The 16,450-nt window shown below is 64.2% G+C and carries 9 protein-coding genes; 4 read left to right on the top strand and 5 right to left on the bottom strand.

The window, feature by feature from the left end; translation table 11 throughout:
- Window positions 1–79: 79 nt before the first annotated feature.
- Both JSS27_16120 and JSS27_16115 read left to right on the top strand, forming a co-directional pair.
- Complete coding sequence (locus JSS27_16120) at window positions 80–1,267, top strand: glycine C-acetyltransferase (GenBank protein MBS0210470.1); 1,188 nt, start codon at window positions 80–82, stop codon at window positions 1,265–1,267.
- Between the two features lie 81 nt (window positions 1,268–1,348).
- Complete coding sequence (locus tag JSS27_16115) at window positions 1,349–2,389, top strand: hypothetical protein (GenBank protein MBS0210469.1); 1,041 nt, start codon at window positions 1,349–1,351, stop codon at window positions 2,387–2,389.
- 22 nt (window positions 2,390–2,411) lie between these two features.
- Here the strand turns inward: JSS27_16115 and JSS27_16110 are convergent, their stop codons facing one another.
- The 5 genes from JSS27_16110 to JSS27_16090 form a co-directional block, all read right to left on the bottom strand.
- Window positions 2,412–3,206 carry a biotin--[acetyl-CoA-carboxylase] ligase gene (locus tag JSS27_16110; GenBank protein MBS0210468.1) on the bottom strand — a complete coding sequence of 265 codons (795 nt, stop codon included), beginning with the start codon at window positions 3,204–3,206 and terminating at the stop codon, window positions 2,412–2,414.
- Window positions 3,187–4,107, bottom strand: a complete 921-nt coding sequence (fhcD, locus tag JSS27_16105) for a formylmethanofuran--tetrahydromethanopterin N-formyltransferase (GenBank protein MBS0210467.1) — start codon at window positions 4,105–4,107, stop codon at window positions 3,187–3,189. The genes JSS27_16110 and fhcD overlap by 20 nt, the downstream gene beginning before the upstream one ends.
- Window positions 4,108–4,236: 129 nt before the next feature.
- On the bottom strand, window positions 4,237–4,836 hold the full coding sequence (locus tag JSS27_16100; protein ID MBS0210466.1) for a 5-formyltetrahydrofolate cyclo-ligase: 600 nt from the start codon (window positions 4,834–4,836) through the stop codon (window positions 4,237–4,239).
- Between the two features lie 404 nt (window positions 4,837–5,240).
- The gene (locus JSS27_16095) at window positions 5,241–12,614 is read right to left on the bottom strand and encodes a hypothetical protein (protein ID MBS0210465.1); all 7,374 of its coding nucleotides are present in this window, start codon (window positions 12,612–12,614) and stop codon (window positions 5,241–5,243) included.
- 332 nt (window positions 12,615–12,946) lie between these two features.
- On the bottom strand, window positions 12,947–13,930 hold the full coding sequence (locus JSS27_16090) for a phosphoglycerate dehydrogenase (GenBank protein ID MBS0210464.1): 984 nt from the start codon (window positions 13,928–13,930) through the stop codon (window positions 12,947–12,949).
- A 401-nt stretch (window positions 13,931–14,331) separates the two neighbouring features.
- On the opposite strand from JSS27_16090, the gene cbiE reads away from it, so the two are divergent.
- Both cbiE and JSS27_16080 read left to right on the top strand, forming a co-directional pair.
- Entirely contained in the window at window positions 14,332–15,579 is a 1,248-nt protein-coding gene (cbiE, locus tag JSS27_16085; GenBank protein MBS0210463.1) for a precorrin-6y C5,15-methyltransferase (decarboxylating) subunit CbiE, read from the top strand.
- A gap of 114 nt (window positions 15,580–15,693) precedes the next feature.
- On the top strand, window positions 15,694–16,419 hold the full coding sequence (locus tag JSS27_16080) for a PIG-L family deacetylase (GenBank protein ID MBS0210462.1): 726 nt from the start codon (window positions 15,694–15,696) through the stop codon (window positions 16,417–16,419).
- Window positions 16,420–16,450 lie beyond the last annotated feature (31 nt).

Here is a 16,450-nt window from a genome sequence, read left to right as displayed (position 1 = left end):
GGACCATCACCAGTTGCTTATTTACAACTGACAACTGACACCCACTAGTCCCTAGCCTCTAATCTCTAGCCCCTCTTATATGCCCCTCTCCCAACGCCTCAACTCGACGCTTGCTTCGCTCCGCGCGGCCGGCACGTACAAGCACCTGAAATACCTGGCCTCGCCGATGGGCCCTTCGGTCAAGATCGAAGGAGTCGGCGAGGTGCTCGTCTTTTGCTCGAACGACTACCTGGGGCTCGCCTCGCATCCCGAGGTGATCGAAGCCGGCCAAGAAGGGCTGCGGCGCTACGGGGCCGGCACGGCCAGCGTCCGGTTCATCTGCGGCACGATGGAATGCCATCGGCAGCTCGAAGATCGCATCGCCCGCTTCCTGGGGACCGAGGCGGCGTTGACCTTTGTCAGTTGTTGGAACGCCAATGCCGGCGTCATTCCCACCGTGGTCGAAGCTGGCGACACGATTCTTTCCGACGAGCTGAACCACGCCAGCATCATCGACGCTGGCCGTCTCGCCCCCAAGCAAACCACGCGACTTGTCTACAAGCACGCCGACCTGGCTGATCTGGCCGCTAAACTGGCCAGCGTGGCCGCCGCGCCGGTCAAGCTGGTGGTGACTGACGGCGTCTTCAGCATGGAGGGGGACGTTGCGCCGTTGGACGAGCTGGTCGCGTTGTGCCGGCGGCACGGTGCCACGCTGGTCGTTGACGATTCGCACGCGGTCGGCGTGCTGGGGGCGTACGGCCGCGGGACGCACGAGCATTTCATGCTGCCCGGCGCGGCCCCCGAGGGAGTCGACATCTTCACCGGCACGTTGGGCAAGGCGCTCGGCGGCGCGGCCGGAGGCTATGTGGCGGGTCCGCGCGAGTTGATCGAATACCTGATACAGCGGAGCCGGCCGCAACTGTTCTCGAACGCGCTACCGCCGAGCGTCGCGTCGAGCGCGCTCAAGGCGATCGAGATATTGGAGCGCGAACCCACCCGGCTGGCGCGCCTGCGCGCGAACGTGGCCCGCATGCGCGGCGGCCTGCGCAGCCTGGGCTACGACGTGCTCGAATCACCGACGGCCATCTTGCCGATCATCATCGGCGAAACAGCCGAGGCGATCCGCTTGTCCGAACAATTGCTCAAGCGGGGCGTGTTCGTGATTGGCTTCGGCTTTCCGGTCGTGCCCGAGAGGAAAGCCCGGCTGCGCGTGCAAATGTCCGCCGCGCACACCGAAGCCCAGATCGACCGGGCACTCGAAGCCTTCGCCAGCCTGAAGCGGCCCTAAACACGGCGCAAAACCTTTTTCCTCGGGGGAGAACGGTTAAGATCACGTCGCTCACTCCCCGCTTTCAAACTGATTGCCCACATGCCTGAACCGACATTTCTTTTCATTACCTGCCAGGTTGGCGCCGAGGCGACTGTCAAGCAGGAACTCGCCCGCCGCTGGCCCGAGTTCCGCTTCGCCTATTCGCGTCCCGGCTTTCTCACCTTCAAGTTGCCGGCGGGGCATGGTCTGGCCGACGACTTTGACCTCGATTCGGTCTTTGCCCGAGCCTATGGCTTTTCGCTCGGCCGGGTGAGCGACGCCGACGAAGCGGCCCGCATTGCCGCGGTGTGGCGTTTGGCCGGCGATGCCGCTTATGGCGCGCTGCACGTCTGGCCGCGCGATCAATACGCCGTCGGCGATCACGATTTCGAGCCAGGGCTGACCGAAGATTCGCGCGCGGCCGAGGCGGCCTTGCGCGCCGCGGCTTCCCAGCCTCTGCCGCCGGCCGTGTGGCCCACGCCTTCGTCGCAGCGAGTGCTGGATGTGATCCTGGTCGACCGGCACGAAGCCTTCGTCGGTTATCACGTCACGCGCAGCGGCACCTCGCGCTGGCCCGGTGGGTTGGGCGACTTGAAGCTGCCAGCCGACGCCGTCAGCCGGGCGTGGCTCAAGATGGAAGAAGGACTGCGCTGGTCCCAATTGCCGGTTCGCGCCGGCGACGTCGTGGCCGAGCTGGGCTGCTCGCCGGGCGGCGCGTGCCAGGCGCTCCTGGCGCGCGGCCTGCAGGTGATCGGCGTCGACCCGGCCAAGCCGCACGAGCGCGTCTTGAACGACAAGCATTTCACCCACTGGCAAATGCGCGGCGCCGACGTCCGCAAGCGCGACTTCGCCGGTGTCCGCTGGCTGACGGCCGATATGAACGTCACGCCGCAAGTCACGCTCGACACGGTCGAGTCGATCGTCACGTACCAGAACGTGAACATCCGCGGCTTGCTGCTGACGCTGAAGCTGGCCCAGTGGGAAATGGCCGCCGATCTGCCGGCTCAGTTGGAACGCATTCGCCGCTGGGGCTTTACCGAGGTGCGAGCCCGGCAGTTGCAACACAACCGTCACGAAGTCTGCGTCGCGGCGTTGCGCTAGTTGTCGTGAAATCTCCGCTGATTCAATCTTTTACCAGCACGCCGGAGTAGAGCGCTTCGCGGCCGGTGGCGGTTTCGAGCAGCAAGGCCCCGTCGTCGGCGATGCCCAGGCAAGTTCCGGTGACGGTCGACTCGCCGGCCCGCACGGTGAGAATCTCGCCAACTTGCAGGCAGCGGCCGTTGCTCGCGCGGCCCAGCGCCTCGGGCTGGGCGCCAAGTTGCCGCCAGTTGGCCTCGAGCGCCGCGAGCAACTCGGCCAGCAGTTCGGTTCGATCGACCGGCGCGCCGGTCAGATCGGCCAGCGTGGCCACCAACGTCTGCAACTCAGCCGGGGCGTCGTCGAAGCGGTTGTTGACGTTCAACCCGATGCCGACGATCTGCCGGCCGTCGGCCAGCCCTTCGACGAGAATGCCCGCCAGCTTGCGCGGGCCGACGTAGACATCGTTCGGCCAGTGCAACCCGACGGGCAACTGTTCGGCCCGCCGCGCGACGATGTCGATGATGGCGTTGGCCGCGGCCAGGGGCATCATCGCGCTATAGCGTCGCGCAATGCCATAGGTCGCTGGATCAAGCAGATAGCTCAGCGCCAGGCTGCCAGCGCCGGTCCACCAGCGATTGCTGCCGCGGCCGCGACCGGCGGTCTGCTGTTCGGCCAGCACCAACAGCGGAGCGCCTGTGCCAGCGGCCGCGAGTTCGCGAGCCAGATCATTGGTGCTGCCGACGCTGGCGCGATGTTCGATCGGCAGCGCAGGATACTGCACACGCAAGCGGGCAACGTCCAAGGGCGCGAAGCGCGGATCAGGCGGGCTGGCGTTCACGGTGCAAGTAGATAAAGCTTTTGCCAAGCCGGCCGTTGTAGTTGCCGGCCGAAATCCGCAACAGGCCCGGCGTGTCGACGCTGGCGGCAATGGCGGCCTGGGTCGCGGCGGCGATCGCGGCCAGGTCGCGGCCGTTGATGATGATCTCCATGATCGACTGCACACCGTCGGGCAAGCGACTTTCGCCGCCCAACTGCTCGCGCAGCGTGGGGCAGAACTGCTCGAAGGTGCTGGCGATCGAAAACTTGTACCGGCTTCCCGCCTTGCTGCCGCTCGAGGCCACGCCGCCGGGAAAGGGCATGATCACGCCGGGCGATGCCTGAACGGCCGGCAGCGCCCGCTCGGCCGCTTCGAGGGCCGCGTCGAGCGAGTCGCCCATAAACCAGAGGTTGCCCCCCATCAAACCGTCGCGGTAGCCAAAGCGGCGATCGATGACGAACTCGCCCGACAGGATCGGAATCACCCAGACGCGGCGACCGAACCGCTCGTCGCGGAACTGAAAGCCGTCGCCGAAGAACGAGATTTTGCGTCCCAGCTTGTAATAGGCCTCGGTGTCCAGCAAGTTGAAGCAGGCCGTCGTCGGACAGGTGAGCACATTCTGGCTCAGTCGCACCAACAGGCTTCGTTCCAGCGCCGTCACGCGATCGCCGCGAAACCGGGGGACGTGAAATTGCAGGATCGCCCCCGGGCGGCCGTCGGGCGTGGCGAATGATTCGTCGCCGCCGGGGCCGACATAGCGATCGAGCCCCGCCTCGCAATCGCACAGAATCGTGCTCGAGGCGTTGCCGGTGGCGGCTTGCACCGCCTGGTCCAGCCAGCGCCGGTCGCGAGCCGTGACGAGTACCTCGGCATGGATGCTGCGAAACGCTTCGGCGTAAGTATCGTCGACCTCGGCTGCCATGCTGCGATACCTGAAGTGTGCAAATGTCGAACGGTGAATCCGATCGGTCGAGCAATCCTTGGCCGTTACACGACACAAGCCGAAAAATGGTGCTCACCGAACACCCTACGTCGAAGCAACCGCGTTGCGCTAACCTTGCCGGCCGCGGCCGGGGTACACCGCCGTCTCGGTCACGATCAGGTCCATGAACACGTCATGATCCTGGACCGGAATCTCGGGGAACATCTGGCACTCGAACGCCAGCGCCACCAGCGGCGTGTCGGCCCGGGCGTGTTCCAGCAGCTTGTCGTAGTAACCCTTGCCGTGCCCCATCCGCGCGCCGGTTCGGTCGAAGGCCACGCCGGGCACCATCACCAGGTCCAGCTCTTCGACCGGGACTTGCTTCTCGGGCAGCAGTCGCAAGTCCTCACGCGGCTCGAGAATCTTGTACATGCCGATCGACAGCTCATCCATGTTTTGCAGATGGAACAGCTCGAGTTCCCCGTCGGCGTTGCACCAGGGAACGACGATCTTCTTGCCCAACGTCAACGAGTGGGGCAGGAAGTGCCGCGTCCGCACCTCGGCACGCACGTCGACATAGAACATCACAGTCTTCGCCGCGGCAAAGGCCGGCAGCGCGGCGAACTTCTCGCAGATCACCTGGCTGAGTTCGTCTTTGTTCTCCTGAGCGCGGCGGGCCTCGTGGGCCTGTTCGCGGATCGCCGTCTTGCGCTCCTGCCAATCGGTCATCGGTTGGGTACTCATGCTCGAAAGTCCTCCTTGGGGGTGCTGCGAATATCGTAGCGAATTGCCGGGCGTTGACCAGCCGGTCGCCGTACTCGCAGATTCCGTCATGCGCAAGTGAAGACAAACACCCCTCCCTGTCAGGGAGGGGCAGGGGGGAGGGTAAAGACGTTGCCGGCCAAGGGAATTCAACTGCGCGGGCGTGCCAAACCAAGGGTGGCCCAGGTGCTCGCACCTGGGCGGCCGCAGGCCGCAAGAAACTCGATGAGCGCCGCTTAGCGAACGTGGCAACTTCTTTCACGGTGAATGCGTGACTCAACAAGTTTCTTGTCGCTGCGCGACACCGATGGTCGGGCCATCGGTGCCACCCGGGAAATTGACACTCGGGGGCTAGACCTTCTCACCCCAATTCATTTCCCGCCGGGAATCACCCGCAGGGTGTAAATCGCCTCGGCCGGAAACAGCGGCTCGTCGGTCGCCCCGACGGCGCCGACGCGCAATTCATAGACGTGCCCGGCCCGCAGGTGATCGACCCGCAGATGGACCCGCCGCCGATCGTCCGAAACCTTGACGGCACTGACACGTTCGGTTCGCTCGTCGATGTTCTCGCCTCCATAGGCCGGCGTCGACACGCGCCGGTACGACGAGACGGCATAAACTTCGCGCCGGCCGGCCCGAGCGGCGTCGATCTCGCCGGTGAACTCCAATTCAAAGCCGTCGGCCACGGCCCGGGCGTGGCGAATGCCGAGCGGTATCTTGTCGAGCTGCGGACGCAGGCGGACGATCGAGCCGGTGTTCTGCCCGCCTCCCCAGCCGCTGTCGCGCAGATTGCCCACGTACAGATCCCCGGCCGGCGAAACCGCCGCCACGATCGGCCCCTCGAATGTCGGTTCGTTCTGGGGCGGGACGACGCTGAACGGATAGGCGGCCCCTTGGTAGGTGTCGCCGACGCGGTCGAGCGTCATGCGGATCAGCCGCAGCGTGGTGAACTCGGTGCCAATCAGATGTCCCTCGAACGGCCCGAAGGCGTCGCCTCCCAGCTTCTCGCGCGCGGCCGGCGGAGTGTCGAGGAAGCACAGCCCGTTGACGCTGCGTGTCCAGGGATGAGGCAGGGCGACGGCCGCCATTTCTTCCGGCGCGGTGAAGCCGGCGCGTTTCTCCAACTCGTTGATGAACCCATAGCGCATACCGGGGCGCAGATGGTTCACCTCGTTGAACGGGTTGTAGTTCCCCTGGTTGTCGCTGGCAAAGACATCGCCGGCCTGATTGACCGCCAGCCCCATCGGGAACCGCAACCCGCCGCAGACGGGTTCAACATCGAACAATCGCGGATTATTCTTCCACGGGTTTCGCGGTTTCAGTCGTAGCAATTGTCCGCGCCACTTGGCTGCTGCTTCGCTCCGGTCGTCTTGTTGGCAGGGCAGGGCCACCAGGTAGTTGCCTTGATTGTCGCTCGGCAAGCCGACGGCCCAGTCGTGGTAGTCGTCGGTATGGCCCCAACCATCGGCGACGACTTTGCACGTTTCACCCAGTCGCTTGCCACCAATCAGATCAAAGCGAACGAGCCCTAGCTTGGTGATAATGTCGAGCGCCGGGCCGGCTCTCAACGACTCATGCAGCGCCAGGCCGTACGGGGCTGCGAGTCCGTCGGTCAGAACAGTAACCTGATCTTCCAAGCCGTCGTCGTCCGAATCGTTGGCCTGGCAGACCTGACCTTTCAATGAAGTAAACAGCAGCGAGCGATCGCCGCGCCAAGCGAAGCCCGTCGGCATGTATTCCATCGGTAATGGCAATTGCACTGCATCGAACCCAGGCGTCACTTTCAGCTTTACTGTAGGGCGTGGCGGCGCTTGGGGGGGCTCGTTGGGGAATGCGTCCGCGACGAGAGCGACGTGATACGCCAGATGGAGCGTCGCAAACGGTGACAGCTCAGCAGCCATCGTGAGTCGCCCGCCGCCTCGATCGACCCGCTTGAGCCACTGCCGGAGGCCTTTCGCTTCGATGCGCATTCGAGACGACTTCGTGTCCGCTTGTTGTGTGACGTTCGCTGGGAATGGTTCAAGTATGTCGCGAGTATTGTCCGCATATTGGACGGATATGTTTCCCAGTGGATGAAACCAAACTCTTCCTTTCCATCCTTCAAACTGAACCTGGATGGCGCGATTAAAGCCTCGGCCGCCAGGAGGATGGCCGATCGGCTGAAATCCTTGCTCGACGACCAGCGATGGCATCTTGCCGTTTTGTTCTGGGAAATAAAGCCGATACTTCATCACGAAGCCATTGTCTTCGATTCGGTACTCATCAAGCGTGGCTTGCCACTGGCCGCGCGCAATCGGACCTACACGCTTGCCGTCGGGCAGCTCAAGTTCAATCTCCGGCAACAGCGGTTCCTCACCGCGCCATTTCGATAGCAGCGACTCGCCACCCGGTTCCCAGAACCAGCTTTTGCCGCGGGTGCGTTGGAAGGCCGTGTCCCCCAGCCACCAGTCGGCCAGGCTGCCACTCTCGCAATCGAACAGCACGTTGTGACGATTGGCCAAGCCGATCACCACCGGCTTGAAGTACGTGCGGCCCGGCGTCTCGAACACGTCGGTAATCACGCTGGGCTGCGCATCGGCCCCCGGCACGTTGCGCGAGCGAACCACGCGCACCGGCCCGGGCGGCGGCGGGTTGAAGCCCGGCGTATTCAACGTGTTCCAGACGGCCGCTAGTTGCGCGTCGACATTGTCACCCAGCAGCCCGTGTACTGGTTTCTGGATGGCCGGCATTTCCATCCGCGGGACAATCCGCGCCGGGTTCCGCACCCAGCGGTCGTACCAGGCCTCGCGAATCCGCCCGCCGAGCATCGTCAGATCGGTCCCGTGGGCGTTCAGCGCCACGTTCTGCGGCTCGGCGTTGCCGATCTTGTGACAACTGGTACAGCCGAATCCATCGGCCGTCACCAACCGCCGAGCGGCCAGCACGTCGGCCGGTTCGAGGGGCTTGTCGGGCTTCACGGCGAGCTGCGGAATCCGATCGTGCGCGATCAGGTGCTCGGCCAGCGCGGCCAGCTCGGCGTCGTTGATGGGGAACTTGGGCATGCGGATCGCCAGCCACGGTCGCAGCGGCGGGCGTCGCAACAGAATCGCGTCGGCCAGGGCCGTGTCGTGCAACTTGTCGCCGACGCCCGAGAGGGCCGGTGGTTGAAACGTGGGGAGCAGCGTGGCCAACTCCGGGTCGTCGCGCGTCAGGGCCTCGAAATGGGCGGCAATGCCCGGCGCGTTGCCGCGCGCGTGGCAAGCCAGACAGTTCCGCTCGGCCAGCACGGTCGCGCCCGTGAGCTTGTGCGGCGACTCGTCCGCCGGGCGCGGAGCGCTGAGATAGCTTTTCACCAGCGCAGCCTGCTTTGGGTTCAAGGCATAGCGAGGCTGCGCCAGTTGCAGCTTGGCGGCCGCCGAGCAGCCTTCGCTCCAACGCGATTGTGTCGTCAGGGGAATGCGCGCCGGCGCGGCTGCGGCTAGCGCCTTGGGCAACTCGTGGCACGACGCGCATCGGTTGGACGCAATCAATTCCTTGCCCCGCGCGAGTTGCGCCGTGCGGTCGTTCGGCTCCTTTGCTCGTTCAGCCTTCGCTGGCTTCTCGCCAAGCAGCAGTTCCAGGTACAGCCGCAGGTCTTCCCGTTCCAGATCGCTCAGCGCGAAGACCGGCATCCGATGGGCCGGGTTCACCTGCCCCGGCTCGCGCAGCCAGCGGGCGAAAAAGTCGGCGGGGCGTTTGCGAGCCACTGAGCTGAGATCGCCGCCCCCCATCAACGACAGCACGCCGCGCTCGCCGACGCGGTGACACGCCAGACAGCCGACCGTGTTGAACAGCCGCATCCCTTCCTTGGGGTCGGGTTTGGTCCGCGGCTTCTTCTTCACCTTTTTGTCGGGGACGGCGGGAACGTATTTCGCCGGCGCGGCCGATTCGGCCGAGGCGTCGTACAACACGGCGGCAATGGCGCTCGCGTCGTCGGCCGAAAGGTTCAAGTGAGGCATCCGCCGTGGCACGCCAGCCACCGTTGCCACGTCGCCAGTAGCGGTCGGCGCTCCCTTGTCGCCGGCGTTGGCCGGTTCCGGCGCGGCCGTCAGCCAGCGCTGCAACCAGTCGGCGTCCAAGTTGCCGCGCACGTGCGTCAGGCTCGGCGCGCTCAATGGTGCCGGGTCGTTCGCCGCCGAGTGGCAGGCGTCGCATCGCAAGGCCCGCACCAACTGCCGACCTTGCTCGAACGAGACGTCGGGCGATTGCTTGGGGTCGTGAAAGAAGTAGCGGTCGGTGATCGGTTCGAGTTGAAACTGCGGCCCACTCCAGAACAGACCGACTTGCGCGTGGTTCTTGCCGGCCGCGCGATAGGTGACCTTCAGCGGATGGAACCCATAAGGGATGTCGACCGGTTGGGCGTCGAGCCAGGCCGGCTCGGCCGACTCGGCGGCGAGGAGTTCTTTCCCTTGCAGCGTGACGGTCACGCGTCCGGCCGCGAAGACTCGCAGTTGGTATCGGCCCGGCAGACAGAAGAGCCGGCCTTCCCAGGTGGCGTCGAACGGACCGACTTTCAGGCGTTCGTCGGGCGTGGCGCCGGACCAGTTGAATTGCACATCGGCGTCGACGCGGCGGACTTCCGTGCCGGCGCTGTCGCGATAGCGCGCCGACAGACCAGCGCGATACTCGGGCTCCTCATCGTCTTCTTCATTCGCGTCTTCATCCGTCGCGCCGGCGTCGGTTGGCAATGGCGTTGGCGTGGGCGCTTTGGCCGGCGCGGCCACGGCCAGCGGCTCGGTCGACAAGAGCATCAGCAGATCGGCCAAGTCTTGCTTGCCCAGGTCCTTTTCCAGCCCCTCGGGCATCATCGACTTGCTGGTGCTCTGGAACTCGTCCAGGTCGGCGCGCAACAGATCGACGCGCTTCCCCTCGGGTCCCAACAGGACGATGCTCGACGCGGTTTCGTTCTCGACGATGCCTACATGGGCCACGCCGGCCGTGGTGATGGCGGTGTAGCCGATGTACTTGGTCTCGACCGCGCGATTGGGATCGAGAATTGCAATCAGCAACGACTGCCGCGACCGATCGCGCATGCCCAGCAAATCGGGCCCCACCTGCACGCCGACGTCCCCCCACTTGTGACAGGTCGAACAGCGGCGGCGGAAGGCTTCGAGCCCGCGGGCTTTGTCGCCGGGCAGGGTGGCGACATCGGCGAACGAATCGACGACCTGCTGGCGATTGCTGTCGGGGGCGAGGAGTTTTTCGGCCCGAGAGCGAATGCCGTCGTCTTTGCTTTTCAGCAGCCGCTGCCGGCGGGCGGCGTCGATCTCGGTCGGCGGCAGCGTGCCGGCCTCGATCCGATCGAGCAGGCGCTGGGTCCAGATGGTCCGATTGAGCAGGCTGTCGATGATGGTCCCGCGGACGGACGGCGATAGGGAGGAGAGCCGATTCAAGAACTCCTCGGCCAACTTTTCGTCGCTTTGTCGAGCCAGCGAGCGCGCGGCGGCTTGCTGAATCGCCGCCGGCTGGCGCGAGCCGAGCAGTTCCAGCAGAATAATGCGAGCGGTGGCAAGGTCATCAGGTCGTCGACCCAATAGTTGAATCGCCTCGGCACGGAGCGAGACGTCGGCACCGTCGTTTTGCACCAACTTGCGAATCTCGTTCGCGAGAAACGCTTTGATGCCTCCGTCGAAAAGTCGATACTCAAATGAATGGGTATCACCAAAGAACTTTTCCCAATCCCGTCCGCGCGCATCGATACCATCTAACAGGCCGCGAAGTAACGAGACTCGCCAAAACTTTGGCCACTTGGTCACGGGTTCGCCAGGCGGCACGATATTGTAAGTCGCATATTTCGCGGCATTAAAAATGTCTTCCCGGTTGTCTGACTTACCAATTGCCAGCCCCAGCCGATACGTGATTTCTGGAGGTGCAGATTTTTTGGAGTCGAGAATGACGTCTTCCGTGATTGCAGCGAGTATTGCAGTCGCATTCTGTCCATGAATCGCGCAGGCGACGGCCGAAGCGATTAACGGATCATCTGCATACTGAACGGCGAGCGGGGCGATGCGACCTTTGGTAATCTGATCGCTATTAGCCACGCTGCCAAGGCTTAGCGTTTGCTGCAATGCGACTTGCGTATCCTTCGGTTGAAGTTCGCTAAGTTGCTGCACGATTCGTGGTGATCGGTCGTAAAAGGGCTCACTCAGCCGAATCACTAATCGAAGTATGCCTGCGTGCTTCGCTTTGAGGGCTTTGGCAATTAAATCCGAATCGATTGCGCCAAGGCCATCAAGCGTAGCTAGGCAAGCGCTGGCCGTGAGCGCGCTACCGTCGATAAGATTGTCTTCAAGCAATTTGCGAATGCCCTTGACCGCCATTAAATCGCGATTGGTGACCAATTGTTTCTGAGCCATATCGCGAAGCGTGCCGTTCGACGACGCCAAGATCGCCACCAGTTCCGCGGTCGCCAACTTGTTCACTCGTGGCACCGTGCGCGGCTTCACTCCGCGGCGATAGACGCGATAGATTCGCCCGCGGTCGTGGCCGGCCCGGAGATCAAGCCGCTTTTGCCAATGCTCGGGAATCCATTGCGGGTGTTCGATGACCAATCGGTACATGTCGACGATGTAGAGCGCACCGTCCGGGCCGGTGCGGGCCATCACCGGGCGGAACCAGGGATCGCGCGAGGCCAAGAACTCGCGCTGCTGTTCCTCGGGCGCGCGGCGGCCCACGAACGTGGCCCCGCTGGGCGTGATCACTTCGCGATGGACCAGGTTGTGAACCGGCTCGCAGATGAACGCATTGCCGCGAAAGCTGGAATGCTCGGCCGATGGCTGCCCGTTGGTCGGGTCGTCGAGCCGATCGTCGCGGTAAAAGCACGAGCCGCACGCGCTGGTGAACCGGTTGGCCCGGTCGTAATCGTTGAAACGTTCGAGCGTCTTGCTGATCGGAAAGATCGGCGCGGGGCCGGGAATCTCGGGCACTTCGTGCGTGGTCAGGGTGACAGCCGCCTGAGGATTGCGGCGCAGGTATTCGTCGGGAATCACAAAGTGGGTCAGCGGCCGGCTGTTGCTGGTGCCGAACCAGTTGCCCCAATCGTCGGTGTCGCGGCCGAACTGGCTGCGGCCGGTTTGTGTTTCGATCTCGCCGGTCCAGGGGCGAATGCGGAAGTCGCGGCCGCTGATGTCGACTTTCTGGCCGGTGAGTTTCGACTCGATCACGCCGTTGCTGTCGCCGTTGGCGCAATGGATCCAATTGTCGAGTCCCCAGCGCAGGCCGTTGACCCGATGCTGTTGATTCCCTTCGCCGAAGCCGACGTAGAGCGCCTCGCGATGGTCAGCCCGGCCGTCGCCGTCCCGGTCCTCGGCATAGAAGATTTCCGGCGCGGCCGTGACCAGCACGCCGCGGCGATAGGCCATCACGCCGGTCGGGAAGTTAAGTCCGTCGAGGAACAACGTCGACGATTCGTAGGTGCCGTTCCCGTCTTTGTCTTCCAAGTAGCGCAAGCGGCCGCCGGGCTTTCCCTTGCCGTCGATGCCCAAGGGATAGTCGGCCATCTCGACGACCCACAGTTTGCCGTCCGGTCCCCAGTCAATGGCCACCGGGTCCATGACCAGCGGCTCGGCCGCGACCAGCTCGAGCTGCATGTCGCGGTGGACTTCAAACGTGGCCAGGGCCTTATCGGCCGGCGTCGGCGGCACCGAGAAACCGTCGTCACCACGGACCGTGGTGAGCGCGGCCGCGATCAACAACGCGGCAAGCGTGAAAGGGCGGGCTAGTGGCATGGCGGGAGCAGGTAGGGGAGTGGGAGCGTTGTGGGGTGGGGGTGTCGTCGTCGCGTTTGAGTAAGAGTAAAACGAACACCCCTCCCTTTCAGGGAGGGGCAGGGGGAGGGTAAAGACGTTCACGGTCTAAGAGGCGTCCGCCAGTGGAAGCGAATTTGGCCTGCGACGTTTTCACCCTCACCCGGCTCGCTGCGCTCGCCACCCTCTCCCATCGAGGGAGAGGGGTAAATAGGGTGGCTCGGCGCCAGGCGCTCCGCATTTTACTTGGTCGCGGCGCGGGGAGCAAAAACTGCTGCGCCAAGCAGACAGAGTGTGAGGAAAGCGGCCACAAACTACCAGCGGTAGCCGGTGTGCAGCTCTTCGTTGACGACACAGCCGGTGGGCCAGCGGGCGGCGTGCAGGTCGACCAGGCATTGCGCCGCCAGACCTCCCATCGCGTCGAGCGCGTCTTGATCGATGCCCCCCATGTGCGGCGCGACGACCACGTTGGGAAGTTTGAGCAGCGGGCTGTCGGCTGGCAACGGTTCGACCTTGAAGACATCGAGCCCGGCCATCGCGATCGGGCCGTTCTTCAAAGCCGCCAGCAGCGCGACCTCGTCGACCAGTCCACCGCGCGAGGTGTTGATGAGCACCGAGCCGGGCTTCATCTTGGCCAGCGACTTGGCGTTGATGATGTCGGTGGTCTCGGCCGTGCAAGGAATGTGCAGACTGACGATATCCGACTGGGCCAGCAACTCGTCGAACGTGCAAAGCTTGACGCCGTTCTCGGCGCAGAACTTCTGGTCGGCGAACGGGTCGTAACCGACGACGTTCAGCCCCAGGCCCCGAGCGCGCACGGTCAGCGCCTTGCCGATTCGCCCCAGGCCGACGATGCCCAGGGTGTTGCCGGCCAGTCGGCGCAGCGCCGTTCGCTTCCACGTTCCTTCGCGCATCAACCTGTCCAATTCGACCACGTTGCGGAAGCAGGCAAAGATCATCGCCAACGCCTGCTCGGCCACCGAGTGTTCGTTGGTGCCGGGCGTGATGACCACGGGCACGCCGTGGCGCGTGGCGGCGGGCACATCGACCGCGTCGTAACCGACGCCGGCGCGGGCCACGCAGCGGAGCTTGGTGTTGGCGAAGACCTCTTCGCTGTAAATCTCGCCGCCAGCAATCACGCCGTCGATCCCTTGCAGTTGTTCGATCAATTGCCCGCGCGACAGGCTGAGCGGATCGACCGGCAGCCAACGGATGTCAAAGCCGGCCTGTTCGAGAACCTGGCGATAGGGACCGGGCGCGTGGCGAAAGTGAGCGGGCATGACCAGAATGCGGGGCATACTGAGCTTCGGCGCCGAGTGGTGACGGGCGCCGTCCTATGCGAGGGTGATGCGAAGCGAGGCGCGGCTGGCAAGCGACTCGAAGTGTTTTTACCGCAGCCAGACAGCGCGAACAAGGCGTCGGTCAACCGGTTGTAACCCGAGGCCAGCCAAGCGGTACGGGGCAGCGGGTTCTCTTTCCGCCGGCGGCGGCTTAGAATCGGCGTCAGCAAGGACGTGCCCGCAGCCAACTGGGCCAGAGCACTTCTCGATTCCATGTAGCGTGCGTATCTACCAAGCCGGTGGCTTTGCCACCGAGGTCGGCGGCAGAGCCGCCGGCTTGGGTGAGCCGACGATACATACTCCCGAGAATTGCCCCAGCAACTAACTGGGCCAGCAGTCAACCGAGAGGAACTCCGTACGTGAGCAACAAGATTCATATTGTCGGCATTGGCGACGACGGGCTGGCCGGTTTGACCGGAGCCGCGCGACAACTGGTGGCCGAGTCCGATCTGTTGGTGGGGCCGGAAAGCCTGCTGGCTCTCGTATCGGACGGGCGTGCCCAGCGGTTTGTCGTCGGCAGCGATCTGGAGCGCGTGGCCGAGCGCTTGTCAGCGCCGCGCGAGTCGCGCGTGGTCGTGCTGGTGTCGGGAGATCCGCTGTTCTATGGCCTGGCCCGGTATCTGTGCGATCGGCTCGGCAAGGATCGCTTCGAGGTGGTGCCCCACGTCAGCAGCATGCAGCTCGCCTTTGCCCGCGTGAAGGAAAGTTGGGAGGACGCCTACCTGGCCAACTTGGCCACCCAGCCGTTGGACCTGGTGGTCGACAAGGTGCGCGTGGCGACCAAGGCGGGCATGTTCACCACCGAGCGTCACTCGCCGGGCGCGGTGGCCGAGGAACTGCTACGCCGGAAAATCGACTACTTCTCGGCGTATGTCTGTGAGAACTTGGGCTCGCCCGACGAGCGCGTGACGCACGCCGAGTTGGCGGAGCTGATCGAGCAAGAGTTCGCGCCGTTGAACGTGATGATCCTGGTCCGCCGCCCCAATGCGCCCGACCGGCCGCGCGATTCGATTGGCAAGCGGTTGTTCGGCAACCCGGACGATGCGTTCCTGCAGTCCAAGCCCAAGAAGGGACTGCTCACGCCGGCCGAGGTGCGGAGTATGGCGCTGTCGGAAATGGACTTGGGGCCGACGAGCACCGTGTGGGACATCGGCGCCGGCAGCGGCTCGGTGGCGATCGAAGCGGCGCAGATCGCCTCGGGGGGCACGACCTATGCCATTGAGATGGACCCCGAGGACCATGCCCTGATTCAAACCAACGCCGAGCGATTTCAGGTCGGGAACTTGGTGGCGATTCTGGGGCGCGCGCCCGAGGCTTGGGCGAACCTGCCCGACCCGGACGCGATTTTCGTCGGCGGCAGCGGGCGCGAAATCAGCCCGTTGGTCGATTCGGCTTATCAGCGCTTGAAGGCGGGGGGGCGATTGGTGGCCAGCGTTGGTTCGCTGGAAAGCCTGGCCGCGGTTCACAGCACGTTGCAAGCGCGCCAGCCGCGCGTGAATGTCTGGATGATCAACCTGGCCCGCGGCACGAATCAACTGGAGCGCGTGCGGTTCGAGGCGCTGAATCCCACGTTCCTGGTGTCGGTGGTGAAGGGGGAGAAGGGCTAGAGGAAGTTGCTAGTTGCTGGTTCCTAGTTGCTAGAGCAATGCGGCGGTACTTTTAGCGGGTGCATTCATTGGGCGATTCTCTTGAGCTGTCGTTGAAGAATGCGTTGAGAGGCTATGACTGACACCAAGTCTTTGGATGTGATTGCGGTTGGCGCGCATCCGGATGATGTCGAGATCGCTTGCGGCGGCACGTTGGCGCGGCTGGTCAAGCAGGGCTACCGCGTCGGCATCATCGACCTGACCGATGGCGAGCCGACGCCGTTGTCGCCGGGGCCGCATGTGCGACTGGCCGAGGCCGAGAGCGCCCGGGTTGCGCTGGGCGTGCATGTGCGCGTGCAGTTGAATCTGAATAACCGGCGGCTGTTCGACACTTTTGAAGCCCGCGTCGCGCTGGGCAAAGAGATTCGCCGTTACCGCCCGAAGCTGGTGCTGGGCTTTGGCGAAAAGACACCGCTCGCCTCGCCCGACCATTGGCAAGCGATGCAGATCACCGACGCGGCCGTGTTCTACTCGCGGCTGTCAAAGTGGGACGAGCACTTTGAAGGGCTCGAAGTTCACGCGGTGCCGATGCAGTTGTATTACACGCTGCAGTTGCAATCGCTGGAACTGCCGCACGGGGCCGGGCATTTCGTGGCTGACATTGGCGAAGAGCTGGACCAGAAGCTGGCCGCGATTCGCTGCTATGAAACGCAGTTTCCGCCCAACAAGGCTCACGTCTTCGACCGAGTCCGCGCGGCGGCGATGCACTTTGGAATGGCCGCCGGTTATCGCGCCGGCGAGCTGTTCACCACGCCGCGGACGCTGGGCTCGAAGAACATCATGCGGACGCTGTTCGAGTGAGGGCCGTGGTCGCCGCTTGGCAACGCGCACA

The organism is Planctomycetota bacterium (assembly GCA_018242585.1).
GTDB lineage: Bacteria > Planctomycetota > Planctomycetia > Pirellulales > PNKZ01 > JAFEBQ01.
The sequence above is the reverse complement of the archived record's forward strand: the minus strand, read 5'-3'. Positions and strand labels throughout refer to the sequence as shown.